Consider the following 16,148-nt stretch of genomic DNA (forward strand, 5'->3'; position numbering starts at 1 on the left):
ATTACTATATGGCCATATCGTTTTGAGTCCTTGCGGAGTAGGAGATACGTTCTTTTTGCTGTGAGGATGTAAGGAGGCAGCATGAAGCTACGTTACTTATTTTTTCTGCTTATCATATTAGCAGTCACTTCTGTATTTATCGGCGTAGAAGATTTGTCGCCGCTTGATCTCTTTGATTTAAGCAAAGAAGAGGCGTCAACGCTCTTTGCCAGCCGTTTGCCGCGGCTGATCAGCATTCTGATCGCGGGCATGAGCATGAGCATCTGCGGCCTGATTATGCAGCAGATCACCAGAAACAAATTCGTGTCACCGACAACGGCCGGCACGATGGACTGGGCGAGGCTGGGAATCTTAATATCCTTGCTTCTGTTTACATCGGCAAGTCCTTTAATGAAAATGCTGATTGCTTTTGTCTTTGCTTTAGTCGGCAATTTTCTGTTTATGAAAATTCTTGAAAAAATCAAGTTTAACGACACCATCTTTATTCCGCTTGTCGGTTTAATGCTCGGGAATATCGTCAGCTCAATCGCGACGTTTATCGCGTATAAATATGACCTGATCCAGAACGTGTCATCATGGCTTCAGGGGGATTTCTCCTTAGTTGTGAAAGGGAGATACGAGCTTCTTTATCTGAGTATTCCGCTTGTCATCATTGCCTATGTTTATGCGGATAAATTTACAGTGGCGGGTATGGGAGAAAGCTTTTCTGTCAACCTCGGCCTCAAGTATAAACGGGTTGTGAACATCGGGCTCATTATCGTATCCCTGATTACGTCACTTGTCATTTTGACTGTCGGTATGCTTCCGTTTCTCGGTTTAATCATCCCGAACATTGTATCGATTTACAGAGGAGACAACCTGAAAAACAGCCTGCCGCACACTGCGCTGCTGGGAGCGGTTTTTGTTCTGTTTTGCGATATATTGGGCAGAGTCATTATCTTCCCATATGAAATCTCGATTGGTCTGATGGTCGGAATCATCGGCAGCGGCATTTTCCTGTTTATGCTGTTAAGGAGAAAAGCGTATGCGTAAGCAGATGAAAATTGCGTTGCTCGTTGGTATAGCCGTTGTATGTATCGGTTTGTTTCTGTTTTATGACTTAGGCAATTGGGATTACACACTGCCGAGAAGAATCAAAAAAGTCGCTGCCATTATGCTGACAGGCGGAGCGATTGCGTTTTCGACGATGATCTTCCAAACCATCTCGAATAACCGCATCCTGACGCCCAGCATTTTAGGCCTTGATTCTCTCTATATGCTGATTCAGACCGTCATCATCTTTTTGTTCGGTTCTATGAATATCGTAATCATGAATAAAAACATCAACTTCATCATCTCTGTTTTGCTGATGGTGCTGTTTTCTTTTGTTCTCTATCAGATCATGTTCAAAGGTGAGGGGAAAAATATCTTCTTTCTTCTGCTCATCGGAATCGTGTTCGGCACGCTGTTCAGCAGCCTGTCTTCCTTTATGCAGATGCTGATTGATCCGAATGAGTTTCAGGTTGTGCAGGACAAAATGTTTGCCAGCTTTAACAACATCAACACTGATTTGTTATGGCTCGCCTTCATCATCTTCCTGCTGACCGGTATTTATGTCTGGCGTTTCACGAAATTTTTTGACGTGCTGTCACTCGGCCGTGAACACGCCGTCAATTTGGGCATTAACTACGACAAAGTTGTCAAACAGATGCTGATCGTGATCGCGATCCTTGTTTCTGTTTCTACAGCGCTTGTCGGCCCGATTATGTTCTTGGGGCTTCTCGTCGTCAACCTGGCGAGAGAATTTCTGAAAACATATAAGCATTCATACTTAATCGCAGGTTCTGTTTTAATCAGCATTATTGCGTTAGTCGGGGGACAGTTTGTGGTTGAGAAAGTATTCACCTTCTCAACGACGCTGAGCGTTATTATTAATTTTGCCGGCGGGATTTATTTTATCTACTTGCTGTTAAAGGAGAATAAATCATGGTAGAGGTCAAAAATGTAAGCAAACAATATGGAGGGAAAGTTGTCCTTGAAGAGACGTCAGTCACGATTCAAAAAGGCAAAATCACCTCGTTTATCGGTCCTAACGGCGCCGGCAAAAGTACGCTGCTGTCTATTATGAGCCGCCTGACCAAAAAGGATTCCGGTGAGATTTTCATAGACGGAGAAGAGATCGGAACCTGCGACAGCAAAGAGCTTGCCAAAAAAATGAGTATTTTAAAGCAGGCGAACCAAATCAATATCAGACTGACCATCAAAGACCTTGTCAGTTTTGGCAGATTCCCTTATTCACAGGGCCGGCTGACAGAGGAAGACTGGGTTTATATCAACCAGGCGCTCAGTTATATGAAGCTGGAGGAGATTCAGGATAAGTACTTGGATCAGCTGAGCGGCGGACAGTGCCAAAGGGCTTTTATCGCAATGGTCATTGCCCAGGACACGGATTACATTTTTCTGGATGAGCCGCTGAACAACCTGGATATGAAACATTCAGTTGAAATTATGAAACTGTTGAAACGGCTGGTAGAGGAGCTCGGAAAAACAATCGTGATCGTGATTCACGATATCAACTTTGCTTCCGTCTATTCCGATCATATCGTTGCTTTGAAAAACGGCCGAATCGTAAAAGAGGGGCCGCCGGAGGAGATGATTGAAACCTCTGTGCTCGAAGAAGTCTACGATATGACCATCCCGATTCAGACGATTGATAACCAAAGAATAGGTGTTTATTTTTCTTAATATACAGAAGAGGTGAAGAGCATGAAAAAGTTTGCAATTCTATTCATCGCATTGGTGACGGCTGTTGTCATTTCCGCTTGCGGAAACCAAAGCTCAAGCAGTAAAGGTTCTGACACGAAGAAAGAACAAATGACGGTGAAACACCAGCTGGACAAAAACGGCACAAAAGTGACAAAGAACCCTAAAAAAGTCGTTGTATTTGATTTAGGAAGCTTAGACACATTAGATAAATTAGGTCTTGATGATAAAGTAGCGGGCCTGCCGAAACAAGCCCTTCCTAAATATCTGTCCAAATTCAAAGATGACAAATATGCTGATGTCGGAAGCTTAAAAGAGCCAGACTTTGAAAAAGTAGCGGAGTTAGACCCTGACTTGATCATTATCTCTGGCAGACAATCTGAGTCCTACAAAGAATTCTCTAATATTGCGCCGACCATTTACCTTGGCGTAGATACAGCGAACTACATGGAATCATTTAAATCAGATGCAGAAACAATCGGTAAAATCTTTGATAAAGAAGATGAAGTAAAAGACGAGCTCGCAACAATCGATAACTCAATTGCAGATCTTAAGAAAACAGCTGAAAAGCAAAACAAAAACGGTCTTGTGATAATGGCGAACGATGGCAAAATCAGCGCCTTTGGTTCTAAATCAAGATACGGCCTGATCCATGACGTATTCGGCGTGACACCGGCTGATAAAAATATCAAAGCATCTACTCACGGACAAAGCGTTTCATATGAGTACATTTCAAAAACAAACCCTGATTACCTGTTTGTTATTGACCGCGGTACAGCAATCGGAGAAACATCATCTACAAAACAAGTCGTTGAAAACGACTATGTGAAAAACGTAAACGCCGTGAAAAATAATCATGTCGTTTACCTTGATTCAGCTACTTGGTACTTATCAGGAGGCGGACTTGAGTCAATGACGCAAATGATTAAAGAAGTGAAAGACGGGTTAGAGAAGTAAAACCAAAAAGAGCCTCCGCTCTCAAAGCGGGGCTCTTTTTTTATAGGATCAGCGTGCCGGCTGCTGTTCGGCAGGGCGCTGAGGCTTCTTTAATGTAAAGGATAGAAGTAAGCCGGCAAGCGCGATGCAGGCTGCCACAATAAAAGCGGCGTTCATGCCGTGCAGAGCGGCGTGTTTTACATTTGCGGTTCCTGCATGTGCTGCCTGGTTGCTCATCACGGATACCAGCAGAGCAGTTCCGATGGAGCCGCCGACTTGGCGAACCGTATTGTTCATCGCTGTTCCGTGCGGAATCAGGTGGCGCGGCAGCGCATTGATTCCGGCTGTTGTCACCGGCATCATAATCATCGCTGTCCCTAAGAGACGAACGGTATATAAAACGACAATCCAAGCCAGTGACGTATGGTCAGTCAGCTGCATAAACGGAAGTGATGTCAGGAAGATGATACAGAAACCTGCAATCGCCAGACCTCTTCCGCCGACACGGTCAAAAATTCTTCCGATAATCGGTGACATGAAGCCCATCACAATGGCTCCCGGCAGAAGCATAAGCCCTGTATCAAAGGCTGTGACGTCTCTGACGTTTTGTGTATACAGCGGCAGAATGGTTTCCGTACCAATTAATAAAGCAAAGACAAGGGTTCCCAGCAGGGTTGTTAAGCTGAAGATACCAAACGTAAATACGCGGAATTCCAGCATCGGTTTTTCGAGCTTCATCTGTCTTGTAATAAATAAGAGCAGCGCGATCACGCCCACAAGCAGTGAAATCAGAACCGTTGAGCTGGTCCATCCGTAAGAGCCGACGCTTGAGAAGCCATAGAGCAGCCCGCCAAATCCAAATGTCGACAGGATCACTGATAGAATATCAATCTGTGTTTTTCTTAATGTCGTCACGTTTTTCATAAGAATGATAGCGAGAAGCAAATCGATCACGGCAAACGGAAGAATGATATAAAACAATGATCTCCACGAGAAAGCTTCTACTGCCCATCCTGAAAGAGTCGGTCCGATCGCAGGCGCGAAGGAGATGACCAATCCGACCATACCCATAGCCTGGCCGCGCTTTTCAATCGGAAAGATCGTTAAAAATACTGTCTGCATGAGCGGCATCATAATACCGGCTCCGGCCGCCTGAATGATACGGGCCGTCAGCAGAACCGGAAAGTTCGGGGCAAACGTGCCGACGATTGTTCCGGCAGTGAAAATACTCATCGCCGTAATGAGAAGTGTACGGCTCGTGAATTTTTCAATTAAAAACGCAGTAATCGGAATTAAAATACCGTTTGTTAACATAAATGAAGTCGTCAGCCATTGGGCTTGGTTTGCATCTATATGAAAATCCCTCATGATATGGGGGAGAGCGGTAATTAACAGTGTCTGGTTCAAAATGGCGACAAACGCCCCGGCTAACAAAATGCCGACAATGACAGAACGGTTAAACGGTTTTTTTTCAATACTTGTGTCCAATAAGATCCCTTCTTTTCTTTAAGTAATTAACAGTGTTTTTAACATGGAAATTTGCTGTGTTAAAACACCGGTTTGTTCCAGATAGCCAATCAGTGATTTCAGTAAAAAGGCGCGGGGCTCTTCCTTTTTTGCTTCCTCTTCCAGCATGGCTGCAGCGGATGCCAACTCATCGATATCATAATCCGCGGCGGGCAGGGAAGAGATGCCTTTATGTAATTCTTTCAGGCTTTCTGATAACAGGAGTGATTTATCCTTTGGCTGGTAGGAGGACGCCGATTGGATATAAAGCTCGATGGTCTCAGGCGGAAGCAGGGACTGCCGTGTTTCTCTGTTTTTGACAATCTGATTGAGGGTGCTGATGATAAACGCTGCGATCGGGTCAAGCTCAAGCGGTTTTTCCTCTATTTTGATCAGCATTAAAAACTCACGCATCATGCCGTGAAGAATGATCACCAAATCCCATACAAACGGGAGAATGGTTTCTCCATACGCCTGGATCAGCGAATCGCGGTGCCAGCAGATAATCGTTGATCTGGTCTGATGGATATGCTGTTTTACACGGTCATTGTGCAGCTTGGGGTTTCCGTAGGTCAGCATATTAAAAAACTGCTGATTCCGCCTGAATCCTTCCAGCTCCATTTTGACCTTTTGAATCAAACGCTCCTCCGGTGTCAGCGCGGTATTTTCCTGTAGTCTTGACGCCGCGGCCACCATTTGCTTCTGGTTAAACGTCAGCAGCTCCAAAAGCAAATCTTCCTTCGACTGAAACAGCTTATATATCGAAGCTTTTGATATCTTACATTCTTCTGCGATTGCCTGCATGGAAACCGACGTAAAATCCTTTTCAGAAAAAAGCTTCCGCGCGGCTAACAAGATTTCTGTTTTTTTATCAAGCATCTCTTGGCTTCCTTCTTTCTTGAACAATAGAAAACCCATTGGTTCACAGAAAACCAATGAGTAACATTGATAAAATTTTACCAAATAAACAAAATGAAAGTCAATGGATTTTATCCGGACAATAAAAGGGGCCTGCCGGAATTCCGACAGGCCGGGTGTGGCTTATTTTTCAACTTTAAATCCTTGTGTTTCGAGCATTTCACGAATATGCGGATAGTACAGGCGCTCATAGTATGAGGCGATGCCTTGTGACCAGTTTCGTGTTTCTTTTCCGTTGGTCCGGTTTTTCATGTATTCGGACATTTGTTCATCATATGACTGAATGTGTGATGTCAGCTCGTCCTGCTGCAGATACGTTTCTTTGTGATAAACCGCTGCCTTTGGAAGACGAGGTTTTTTCGCTGAACGATCGGCAGGATGGCCGATGACAAGACCCGATACAGGGAACACGTATTTCGGAAGCTGAAGCAGCTCGATCAGTTCATTTGGATTTCCGCGAACCGCGCCGATCGGAACAGTGCCAAGTCCGAGTGATTCAGCCGCTGCCGTCGCTGTGCCAAGTGCGATGCCGGCATCAACTGCGCCGACAAGAACGGATTCTAGCCCGTTTGTGATTTCCATGTTGAAGTCATGCAGATCTTCAAGCGCAATTTTTGCCCGATTGAAGTCTGCGCAGAAAAGCAAGAAAACCGGAGCTTGGTCAATCCAAGGCTGTCCGCCCGCCAGCTCGGAGATTTTCTTTTTGCGCTCTTTATCCTGAATCGCGATGACGGTTACTTGCTGCCCGTTGATAGAAGAAGGGGCTGATTGCACCGCTTGTATAATGTGGTCCAGCTGCTCTTCTGGCACCGGCTCGTCCGTATAGCTGCGGATGGAGCGGTGATCTGTTAATGATTTGATTACTTCGTTCATGTGAGACATCCTTTCCTTACTCGCTGAGCTCTGTGCGTACAACATCAAGAGGAGCGCTCAGCAGTTCTTTGGCATTTGCTACAAATGCTTGGAAATGCGCAGTGTCATTGTGTGATTTCATCGCCGCTTCATCTTTCCATTGTTCAAGCATCACGAATGTATTTTCTTCGCCTACTTTTTCAAAAAGGTCGTATTGGGCGTTGCCTTCCTCGGCTCTTGAATGTTGAACGAGCGATTGTGCCTCGCTCAAGAATTCTTCGCGTTTTTCGGGTTTTACTTTCATATAAGCTTGTAATACGATCATGTAAATCTCCTCCATTTGTCTTTAAAATTTATTGTTCGAATTTGATCGAACTAAATGTACCATGTAATCAAAATCAGGTAAAGGAAAAACCCTCAAATAGTAAAATTGTCATTCTAATTGTTGTGTGATACATTTGTGTCATGAACATTCCAAACCATCCACAAATAGAAACGTTGCAGCTGACAAAGGTACTTCACGCACTGAGTGATCCGCTTCGTTTAGAGCTGGTGAAGCAATTGGCCGAAGCAAAAGAGAAAACGTGCAGCACCTGTGCTGATGTACAGGTTGCAAAGTCGACCTTGTCCCACCATTTTAAAGTATTAAGAGAATCGGGCATCGCTCAAGTACGCATAGAAGGAAAGCGCCGTTATTATTCGCTTCGCACAGAAGATCTTGAAAGGGCATTTCCGGGCCTGCTTGCAGCAGTGCTGAACGTAGACCAGGAGCGCTGGTAAATCAATCCCCTGAACCGGGGATTTTTTTATGTCCATAAACAGCGCGGCGAAGTCTTTGCACACCTTCCTGAATGTCCTCTTCCCTCAGCCGTGCAAAGCCGATAATAAGCGCGGGTTTGTCAGGCTGCGGACGGCTTTCTTTTAAGCGAAACCGGCTCATCCCGAAGATTTCAAGCTGCTGGGCGGCGGCATACGCGAGGATCTCTTGTTCCGTGCGGCAGGTGTAAAATTCAGTGACGAAATGCAGTCCTGCATTTGCCCCTTTTACCGTAATCTCCCCTCCAAACTCTGATTCTAATGCGCGGATGAGGCGTTCTCTCTTTTCTTTATAATGCTGCTTCATTTTTTTATATGCTTCTGATATTCTCCAGACTCGATAAATTCCTGCAGGGCGAGCTGTGTGAGTGACGAGCATGTCTGCAGGTCATAGCCCCGCTTTTTGTATACCCGTAACAGCTTCGGCGGCAGCACCATGTAGCTGATCCGCAATCCGGGGAGAAGTGATTTTGAAAAGGTGCCTATATAGATGACGTTTTGAAAGCGGTCAAGGCTTTGGAGCGCCGGGATACTGTCTACATCATATTTAAATTCGCTGTCATAATCATCCTCAATAATATAGCGGCTCGGCTGCTCTGCTGCCCAGTTCAGCAGCTGAATTCTCCGGGACACAGGCATAATTGTCCCGGCCGGGAATTGATGCGAAGGGGTAGTGATTAATACATCAGGCTTCTGTCTGATGATTTCAGAAATGGATATCCCTTTTTCATCAAGCATAATCGTCTTCACTTGTTTTCCAGCATGTTGCAAAAGCTGGTACATTCGCCTGTATCCAGGCTCCTCCATCGCATACACCGCATCCTGGGGCAAAAGCTCAGTCAGCAGCTGCATCAGCACCTGGGTGCCCGCCCCGATGACGATTTGTTCCGGCCGGCATTTCACGCCCCGCGTCAGAGAGATGAGCCTTGTAATGGCGGCTCTTACCTCATATATGCCTTGCGGATGAGACATGTCGCCGAGCGTGCGGTATGAGCGGGCAGCCGCTTTTTGCTCACAGCGAAACCAGCTTTTCATTGGAAAATGATCTGTATCGGCACTCATATGTGAAAAAGATATCCAATCGCTTTGATCGATATGAACCTCTTTCAGGTCATCCGGCAGTGAAAATGAGGGCTGTTCCTCAGTAGAAAATGTGTCCAGCTGTTCCACGAAAAAACCCTTTCTTTCTTCAGCGTACAAATACCCTTCGGCGAGCAGCTGCTGATAGGCTGAATTCACAGAGTTTACGCTGACCTTCAGCTTTTCAGCCAGCTCTCGTTTGGAGGGAACCTTCGAGTGGGGCAGCAGATTACGGCTGAGGATTTCGTTTTTCAGCTTTTGATAAATCTGCTGATAGATATAATCCGCTTTTTCTGAGCGATCGAGAGTGATTGTGATGTCCATTGCGGTGTCTCCTTCTGGTACCATCAAAAAGTTATAATTGGTACTTTTCATCATACCAAAAAGAAGTGAGAATGGTAAGAAAATAATGACAGTGGGGGGATTCACATGAGTCAAACAACGGCATCAACTTTCACTACAGCAGAGTGGCAGCAAAAACGGGACCGATTTGTCTCAAAAGGTGTGAGCAACGGAAACCGCAGCCTGGCGGTAAAAGGAGAGGGAGCAGAGCTGTATGATTTGGACGGCCGGAGATTTATTGATTTTGCTGGCGCTATTGGAACTTTAAACGTCGGACACTCGCATCCGAAGGTGGTAGAAGCTGTGAAGAGGCAGGCAGAGGAGCTGATCCATCCGGGCTTTAACGTCATGATGTATCCGTCTTATATTGAATTAGCTGAAAAGCTTTGCGGCATTGCGCCGGGCACTCATGAGAAAAAAGCGATTTTCCTCAATTCCGGAGCGGAAGCGGTGGAAAACGCTGTGAAAATCGCCAGAAAGTATACCAAACGCCAAGGCGTTGTCTCGTTTACACGCGGGTTCCACGGACGCACGAATATGACAATGAGCATGACAAGCAAGGTAAAGCCGTACAAATTCGGTTTCGGCCCATTTGCATCAGAAGTATACCAGGCGCCGTTTCCGTATTATTATCAGAAGCCTGCCGGACTGAGTGATGATGCATATGACGATATGGTCATTCAAGCGTTTAATGACTTCTTTATCGCAGCAGTTGCTCCTGAAACGGTAGCGTGTGTTGTGATGGAGCCGGTGCAGGGAGAAGGCGGATTCATTATTCCTTCTAAACGGTTTGTGCAGCACGTCGCTTCCTTCTGTAAAGAACACGGCATCGTCTTTGTAGCCGATGAAATTCAAACCGGATTTGCCAGAACGGGCACTTATTTCGCGATCGAGCACTTTGATGTCGTGCCAGACCTGATCACGGTTTCGAAATCTCTTGCGGCTGGGCTGCCGTTAAGCGGTGTGATCGGACGCGCGGAAATGCTTGATGCGGCGGCGCCCGGAGAGCTCGGCGGCACGTATGCGGGAAGTCCGCTTGGGTGCGCGGCGGCATTGGCTGTTTTGGACATTATTGAAGAAGAAGGCTTGAATGAACGTTCTGAGGAAATCGGCAGGATCATTGAAGAAAAAGCGCTTGAATGGCAAACAGAATACCCGTTTATCGGTGACATCCGCAGACTTGGGGCGATGGCAGCAATCGAGATCGTCAAAGACCCTGAAACACGTGAACCTGATAAAGCGAAAGCGGCAGCCATCGCAGCGTACGCGAATCAAAACGGATTGCTGCTGCTGACTGCCGGTATCAACGGCAATATCATCCGCTTCCTGACGCCGCTGGTTATTTCAGATGACCTTCTGAATGAAGGGATCCACATTGTGGAAGCAGGTCTGCGAGCTTAATCATTGGAAAGAGAACACACGGGTCTGCTATCATTTTAAGTAAATCCAAGAATAGAAAGGAATGTTCAATATGCCAGATCAATTAACGGTCTACAACCCGGCTACAGGCGAGGCGATCAAAACGATTCCTCAGCAATCAGCCAAAGAAGTAGAAGAAGCCATTGAACGTTCACATCAAGCGTTTACATCATGGTCTAAAACATCAGCGAACGAAAGAGCGTCTCTTTTGAAAAAGTGGTATGAGCTAATCGTTGAACATAAAGAAGAACTTGCAGATTTAATTACGAAGGAAAACGGAAAACCGTACCAGGAAGCTGTCGGGGAGGTGCTGTACGGCGCCGGTTATATCGAATGGTTCGCGGAGGAAGCGAAGCGTGTGTACGGAAGAACCGTTCCGGCTCCGACAACCGGAAAACGAATTGTCGTGACACGCCAGGCAGTCGGCCCAGTTGCCGCGATTACGCCTTGGAATTTTCCAAATGCGATGATTACACGTAAAGCGGCGCCTGCTCTTGCTGCCGGCTGTACGTTTATTATCAAGCCGGCGCCTGATACACCGCTGTCAGCCTATGAACTTGCACGCCTCGCATACGAAGCGGGTATTCCAAAAGACGTGCTTCAGGTTGTCATCGGTGATGGCGAGGAGATCGGAAACGTTTTTACAAGCAGTCCGAAAATCCGCAAAATCACCTTTACAGGATCAACACCTGTAGGGAAAATCCTGATGAAAAACAGCGCTGATACTGTGAAACACGTATCCATGGAGCTCGGCGGACATGCCCCGCTGATTGTGGATGAAGATGCAAACATTGATCTTGCTGTTGAACAGGCAATGGTGTCTAAATACCGAAACGCGGGCCAAACATGCGTATGTGCTAACCGCCTGATCGTTCATGAATCCATCAAAGATGAATTTGCTGCAAAACTGAGCGAGCAAGTATCGAAGCTGAAGGTTGGAAATGGACTTGAGGAAGGCGTAAACGTCGGTCCGATTATCAACAAAAGGGGCTTTGAAAAAATCGTCAGCCAAATTGATGATGCGGTTGAAAAAGGAGCGAAGGTTGTCGCTGGGGGCACTTATGAACGAAACGATGATAAAGGCTGCTACTTTGTCAATCCGACAGTGCTCGCTGACGTCGATACGTCCATGAATATCATGCACGAGGAAACATTCGGCCCTGTTGCGCCAATCGTCACTTTTACAGATATTGATGAAGCAATTGAGCTCGCCAACGATACACCGTACGGCTTAGCAGCTTATTTCTTCACAGAAAATTACCGCCGCGGCATTTATATTTCCGAGAACCTTGAGTACGGAATTATCGGCTGGAATGACGGAGGACCGTCCGCGGTTCAAGCTCCTTTCGGCGGAATGAAAGAAAGCGGAATCGGCCGTGAAGGCGGTTCAGAAGGTATTGAACCATACCTTGAAACAAAATATATGTCCATCGGTTTATAAACGAAACGATATGCTCCTGAAGAGCTGCCGGAAGATCCGGCAGCTCTTTTTTTGTTTCAGCGAATAAACACATCAATTCCAGCCAAAATAACAGCAAATACATTTTGAAAGAAGGTTCCCCAACAATGGATTTATTTCTGGCTCTTCTCCCGGCTTTGTTTTGGGGGAGCATTGTTCTCTTCAATGTTAAATTAGGCGGCGGGCCGTACAGCCAAACACTGGGAACGACGATCGGGGCGTTAATTGTTTCTATCGTTATTTATTTGTTTGTCCAACCCGTCTTGTCCATGCGCATTTTTATCGTTGGAATTATATCCGGCTTATTTTGGTCACTTGGGCAGAGCAACCAGCTCAAAAGCATTCAGTTAATGGGTGTGTCCAAAACGATGCCGATTTCCACAGGGATGCAGCTTGTTTCCACCTCACTGTTCGGCGTCATTGTTTTCCGAGAGTGGTCAACACCGATTTCGATTACACTTGGAGTCCTTGCTCTTATCTTTATTATTGTCGGTATCGTTCTCACGTCATTAGAAGATAAGAAAGACAAAAAAGATGGAGAGCCGAGCAACTTAAAAAAGGGCATTTTAATCCTTCTGGTCTCGACATTGGGTTATTTGATTTATGTCGTTGTCGCAAGACTATTTAATGTATCTGGATGGTCCGCCCTGTTGCCGCAGGCGATCGGGATGGTCATTGGAGGGGTCATTTTAACCTATAAGCACAAGCCCTTCAACAAGTATGCCATCAGAAATATTCTCCCGGGCTTAATCTGGGCAGGGGGAAATATGTTTTTGTTTATTTCTCAGCCGAAAGTCGGCGTTGCCACAAGCTTTTCTCTCTCTCAAATGGGAATTGTCATCTCGACGCTTGGCGGTATTTTCATCCTGCGTGAAAAGAAATCAAAACGCCAGCTGATTGCGATTGCGATCGGGATTGCACTGATTATTGCGGCTGCCGTATTTTTAGGAATCGCCAAAACGAATTCATAACAGCTAAGGAGGATGAATATGTATCCGGATTTAAAAGGAAAAGTCGTCGCTATCACAGGAGCTGCTTCAGGATTAGGAAAGGCAATGGCCATTCGCTTCGGCAAGGAGCAGGCGAAAGTGGTCATCAACTATTACAGTAATAAACAGGATCCAAACGAGGTAAAAGAAGAGGTCATCAAGGCGGGCGGTGAAGCCATTGTCGTCCAAGGAGACGTAACGAAAGAGGAAGATGTGAAAAATATCGTTCAAACAGCGATTAAAGAGTTCGGCACACTCGATATTATGATTAATAATGCCGGTCTTGAAAATCCCGTGCCGTCTCATGAAATGCCGCTCAAGGATTGGGAAAAAGTCATCAGCACGAACTTAACGGGCGCCTTTTTAGGAAGCCGTGAAGCGATTAAATATTTTGTTGAAAACGATATAAAAGGAAATGTCATTAATATGTCGAGCGTACATGAAGTGATTCCGTGGCCATTATTTGTTCACTATGCGGCAAGTAAAGGCGGAATCAAGCTGATGACGGAAACATTGGCATTGGAATATGCGCCGAAAGGCATTCGTGTCAACAATATCGGGCCAGGCGCGATCAACACGCCAATCAATGCTGAAAAATTTGCTGATCCTAAGCAGAGAGCAGATGTAGAAAGCATGATTCCGATGGGATATATCGGTGAACCGGAGGAAATTGCGGCAGTGGCAGCCTGGCTTGCTTCGAAGGAAGCCAGCTACGTCACAGGCATTACGTTATTCGCGGACGGCGGTATGACACAATACCCTTCCTTCCAGGCAGGACGCGGATAAAACAAAAAAAGCGACCCAGAACTCATCTGGATCGCTTTTTCTTTAGGCACGCTTTTTCTTTACTAGAGCTGCAACAGATAAAATAATGGCTGCCGCAGACAGCACAATCGCTGTGATATCAAGAGCCGATGAACCTGAGTCTGCAGAAGCAGAATCATCTTTCGTTTGAGTGGCGCCATGCTCATCTGTTACTTCTTTGGCTTCGGTGATTTTTGTAATGGCATGAGGCGTATCCGCATCTTCATCGCCTGTCCATTCAACTATGCTGCCGTCTTTGTAATATTGATAGGCATCCCAAGCGGCTTCCTCCGCTTTATCAGGGTTTTTGGCAACAAAGGTAAACTGCTGGAACTGGCCTTCCTGAATGCCTCCGTCAGTGGCCTCCCACGTCACGGACACTGATTTGTCGTCGTGTTTGGCAGTAGACACCTTCCAGCCAGGAACCGGTTCGTATTGCTGGAACTCAACATTCTTTGGCATTTTTAAAACAACCTTTGTTGTCGGCTGATTTTTTTCGGAAGGAACTTTCATTGTGTAGGTCTCCCATGATCCTGTGGCGGATTCAGCCGGTTTTACAGACACGTGCGCGCTGGCAGGCGCCGTAAAGAATAAAAGAGAGCCGATAACAGCTGGACATAGTGTGAATGCGATTTTTTTCAACAACTCAAACACTCCTTTAATTTGTCTTTGTAAACATGATATTGATTTCGTTAAAGTCGCCGGTCAGTCCGTGGACTTTGATCTTCCAGTTTCCCTTTTCATTAATGGACAGGTTTTCAGTCTGGAAGATGCCATCTGTTTTTTCCTTCAATTGAAACGTGCTTTTGTTTTTATTGCCTGACAGTCCCGTTTTATAAACGGACAAGGTGATTTGCTGAATGTTTTTTACTGGGTCTCCGTTATGATCGGTAACCCTGAGTTCAAACTCGTTTTTGCCGGGCTGGTTCGGGCTGATGCTGAGAGAAACACTTTGCCCGTTTTCAATCGCTTTGGTTTGATAAAACGGTTCCGGTGCAGGCTCAGGCGGACTTGGCAGACTTGTAAATACGGCAGCTGTGATCAGGACAGCGATGCCGATTGCCCATTCCGCTTTTAGCGTGCGGGTGATTTTGGACCCCTGCCGTTTTCTGGTGAGCAGAAAATGAATACCGCCCAGAATCAGCATCAAAACAAACAGTCCGCTTTTGACTAACAAGGCTTGGCCATACGCCGTATGGAACAGTGAGTCCATTGACCGAATGATGAAAAATCCATTGAGCAAGCCCGAGAACAAAATGACACCGACTGCTGTGAGCGCCCATGGAGAGAACCGTTTTACGGTCTCCCAAGCAAGCGTTTTGTCCGGCTGTCTCCACTCCTGTGACAGCAGTAAAACGATGGCCGCTATTCCGCCGACCCAGATGGAGGCGGCCGATAAATGAAGGAAATCCATCAGGATACCGACTGTCTTTTCTTCAACAACAGCGGCATGTCCGGTAAATGCTTTGGCAAGCAGGAGACCGAAAAAGAAAATGAGCGGCGCCGTCCAATATGCGAAGGACGCAAAACGCTTTTTGCGTAACACTGGGACGGCAGACAGGACAAGCAGTACATACAGCACGGCCTGAATCATCCAAATTGTGCCTCCCGCGGTTTCAAACAGCGTCTCCTTCATGTACCCCGGCTGAAAGGCATTGCCCCAGCCGCCGCCTGCATTCGCTTTTGTCTGTATCGGAAGCTGAAGCAGGAGCGCCAGCCCCAGCACAGTGACTGAGATGACAAGCAAACGCTTTGTCCGTTTGGCGAGTTTTTTTCCGTCCCCTTTATACCAAAAGAGATGGAAGAAAATGGTCCCGATAAACAGAGAAAAGGCTGTATACAGAATGGCGCGGTCTGCAGCTGTTCCCGGCTTCAGGGCTGAGCCTGATGTTTTCTGGCTGCTGAATCCTCCATCCGCTTTTCCGATGCTGAACGGGATGACGCCGGAAACAGGGTGCCCGTCTGCCGAAACGGCATTCCATTCCGCTCTGTACACGTCATGAGGCAGATTCTTTTTCAGCTTCACGGTCATGATGTGATTGTTGTCTTTTTTGATTTCTGTTTTGTCCGTATCCACCCGGTCGCCGTCTGAATTATAGACTTTAATGTAGTGAAAGCCCTCTTCAACCGGTTCATTAAATTCAATTTCCACCTGTGCGGGAGCGCTTTTTAATTCACTGTTTTCTCCGGGTGAAGATTTGACAATATAGGCGTGAGCAAAGCTTGTTTTCGGCAGGAAAACAAGAAAAAGCAGAAGGATGATCCACCATCTGTTTCGTTGCATT

The 16,148-nt window shown here is 46.3% G+C and carries 15 protein-coding genes and 1 pseudogene; 9 read left to right on the forward strand and 7 right to left on the reverse strand.

Annotated elements, in window-relative coordinates; all coding sequences use genetic code 11:
• Nucleotides 1-81: 81 nt before the first annotated feature.
• The 4 genes from yclN to AU387_RS01180 are packed head-to-tail and all read left to right on the forward strand — an operon-like array spanning nt 82 to nt 3,699.
• Nucleotides 82-1,032, forward strand: coding sequence for a petrobactin ABC transporter permease YclN (gene yclN, locus AU387_RS01165; protein ID WP_044161881.1), 951 nt, complete (start codon nt 82-84; stop codon nt 1,030-1,032).
• On the forward strand, nt 1,025-1,972 hold the full coding sequence (gene yclO / locus AU387_RS01170) for a petrobactin ABC transporter permease YclO (protein WP_059334490.1): 948 nt from the start codon (nt 1,025-1,027) through the stop codon (nt 1,970-1,972). Before yclN ends, yclO begins: the two co-directional genes overlap by 8 nt.
• A complete protein-coding gene (gene yclP, locus AU387_RS01175; RefSeq protein WP_059334491.1) occupies nt 1,966-2,724 on the forward strand; it encodes a petrobactin ABC transporter ATP-binding protein YclP in 759 nt (252 codons plus the stop codon). The genes yclO and yclP overlap by 7 nt, the downstream gene beginning before the upstream one ends.
• 21 nt (nt 2,725-2,745) lie before the next feature.
• Nucleotides 2,746-3,699 (forward strand): siderophore ABC transporter substrate-binding protein, encoded by a 954-nt coding sequence (locus AU387_RS01180; protein WP_059334492.1) that lies wholly within the window; start codon nt 2,746-2,748, stop codon nt 3,697-3,699.
• Between the two features lie 48 nt (nt 3,700-3,747).
• Here the strand turns inward: AU387_RS01180 and AU387_RS01185 are convergent, their stop codons facing one another.
• The 4 genes from AU387_RS01185 to AU387_RS01200 all read right to left on the reverse strand — a co-directional run bounded on the left by AU387_RS01185 (nt 3,748) and on the right by AU387_RS01200 (nt 7,279).
• Entirely contained in the window at nt 3,748-5,166 is a 1,419-nt protein-coding gene (locus AU387_RS01185) for an MDR family MFS transporter (RefSeq protein WP_044161878.1), read from the reverse strand.
• Between the two features lie 18 nt (nt 5,167-5,184).
• Nucleotides 5,185-6,063 carry a TetR/AcrR family transcriptional regulator gene (locus AU387_RS01190; protein ID WP_059334493.1) on the reverse strand — a complete coding sequence of 293 codons (879 nt, stop codon included), beginning with the start codon at nt 6,061-6,063 and terminating at the stop codon, nt 5,185-5,187.
• Nucleotides 6,064-6,225: 162 nt separating this feature from the next.
• On the reverse strand, nt 6,226-6,975 hold the full coding sequence (locus tag AU387_RS01195; protein WP_044161874.1) for an NADPH-dependent oxidoreductase: 750 nt from the start codon (nt 6,973-6,975) through the stop codon (nt 6,226-6,228).
• A gap of 16 nt (nt 6,976-6,991) precedes the next feature.
• Nucleotides 6,992-7,279, reverse strand: coding sequence for a putative quinol monooxygenase (locus AU387_RS01200; RefSeq protein ID WP_044161872.1), 288 nt, complete (start codon nt 7,277-7,279; stop codon nt 6,992-6,994).
• A gap of 140 nt (nt 7,280-7,419) precedes the next feature.
• Here AU387_RS01200 and AU387_RS01205 point away from each other — a divergent pair, with 140 nt between their 5' ends.
• Complete coding sequence (locus AU387_RS01205; RefSeq protein WP_059334494.1) at nt 7,420-7,734, forward strand: ArsR/SmtB family transcription factor; 315 nt, start codon at nt 7,420-7,422, stop codon at nt 7,732-7,734.
• Nucleotide 7,735: 1 nt separating this feature from the next.
• Here the strand turns inward: AU387_RS01205 and gabR are convergent.
• Nucleotides 7,736-9,174: pseudogene (gene gabR, locus AU387_RS01210) on the reverse strand (MocR-like transcriptional regulator GabR).
• Nucleotides 9,175-9,279: 105 nt separating this feature from the next.
• Here gabR and gabT point away from each other — a divergent pair.
• From gabT to gdh, 4 genes are all read left to right on the forward strand, one after another.
• The gene (gene gabT, locus AU387_RS01215) at nt 9,280-10,593 is read left to right on the forward strand and encodes a 4-aminobutyrate--2-oxoglutarate transaminase (RefSeq protein ID WP_059334495.1); all 1,314 of its coding nucleotides are present in this window, start codon (nt 9,280-9,282) and stop codon (nt 10,591-10,593) included.
• 70 nt (nt 10,594-10,663) lie between these two features.
• Nucleotides 10,664-12,052 carry a succinate-semialdehyde dehydrogenase gene (gabD, locus tag AU387_RS01220; protein WP_059291955.1) on the forward strand — a complete coding sequence of 463 codons (1,389 nt, stop codon included), beginning with the start codon at nt 10,664-10,666 and terminating at the stop codon, nt 12,050-12,052.
• Between the two features lie 125 nt (nt 12,053-12,177).
• Entirely contained in the window at nt 12,178-13,041 is an 864-nt protein-coding gene (gene glcU / locus AU387_RS01225; RefSeq protein ID WP_024120228.1) for a glucose uptake protein GlcU, read from the forward strand.
• An 18-nt stretch (nt 13,042-13,059) separates the two neighbouring features.
• On the forward strand, nt 13,060-13,845 hold the full coding sequence (gene gdh / locus AU387_RS01230) for a glucose 1-dehydrogenase (RefSeq protein WP_044161863.1): 786 nt from the start codon (nt 13,060-13,062) through the stop codon (nt 13,843-13,845).
• A 42-nt stretch (nt 13,846-13,887) separates the two neighbouring features.
• Here the strand turns inward: gdh and AU387_RS01235 are convergent, their stop codons facing one another.
• Both AU387_RS01235 and AU387_RS01240 read right to left on the reverse strand, forming a co-directional pair.
• Nucleotides 13,888-14,508: a YcnI family copper-binding membrane protein gene (locus tag AU387_RS01235; protein ID WP_059334496.1), complete on the reverse strand. Its 621-nt coding sequence runs from the start codon at nt 14,506-14,508 to the stop codon at nt 13,888-13,890.
• Between the two features lie 13 nt (nt 14,509-14,521).
• Entirely contained in the window at nt 14,522-16,147 is a 1,626-nt protein-coding gene (locus AU387_RS01240; protein WP_059334497.1) for a copper resistance CopC/CopD family protein, read from the reverse strand.
• Nucleotide 16,148: the final 1 nt, after the last annotated feature.

It is taken from the genome of Bacillus halotolerans, assembly GCF_001517105.1.
Lineage (GTDB): Bacteria > Bacillota > Bacilli > Bacillales > Bacillaceae > Bacillus > Bacillus halotolerans.